The organism is Enterovibrio norvegicus (assembly GCF_002876705.1).
GTDB classification, from domain to species: domain Bacteria; phylum Pseudomonadota; class Gammaproteobacteria; order Enterobacterales; family Vibrionaceae; genus Enterovibrio; species Enterovibrio norvegicus_B.
The window spans coordinates 1-428 of record NZ_MDAG01000043.1 but is presented as its reverse complement, the minus strand read 5'-3'; the positions used below and the strand labels follow the sequence as shown (position 1 = coordinate 428).

1 protein-coding gene is annotated in these 428 nt (G+C 37.9%); it reads left to right on the top strand.

The annotated features are described in order from the left end of the window. Positions 1-36 precede the first annotated feature (36 nt). Positions 37-366, top strand: a complete 330-nt coding sequence (locus tag BCT27_RS18495; RefSeq protein WP_102396433.1) for a hypothetical protein — start codon at positions 37-39, stop codon at positions 364-366. The last annotated feature ends 62 nt before the right edge of the window (positions 367-428 follow it).

Genomic DNA, 428 nt, shown 5'->3' with positions numbered 1-428 from the left:
CCCGTTATCACAACGTTATAAAACAAGGATAGTTACATGGATGTAGTATCAATAATCACGGTCGTTTTAGTCGATTTGTTGTTAAGTTCCATATTCCTCTGGGTCGGAATGAAGGCTGCGTCACTATACGCTGGTATCCCTCTATCAACGGCTTATTGTAGTTTCTTTGGCATCATAAAAGTCTGCTTTATATCGGCATTGTTCAGATTAATACCTTATGTAGGTGTGATTGCGTCTTGGCTTGCCCTTTTTTACTTCCTTAAGAAAGAGACTGAAGCAGAAATCGGTGAAGTTTTGATAATGGTAATTGTATCCAAAGTATGTGCTTTGGCTACAATCATCTTCATTTTTCCATTGGTGTTTTAGTTTTATAACAAGGCAATAAACGTGGACGCTTTTTCAATGCGACAGCTTTTCAAAGTGTTGTG

Excerpts from the sequence above, each read along its gene's own strand:
- BCT27_RS18495 (WP_102396433.1), top strand. The coding sequence starts at position 37 with ATGGATGTAGTATCAATAATCACGGTCGTTTTAGTCGATTTGTTGTTA.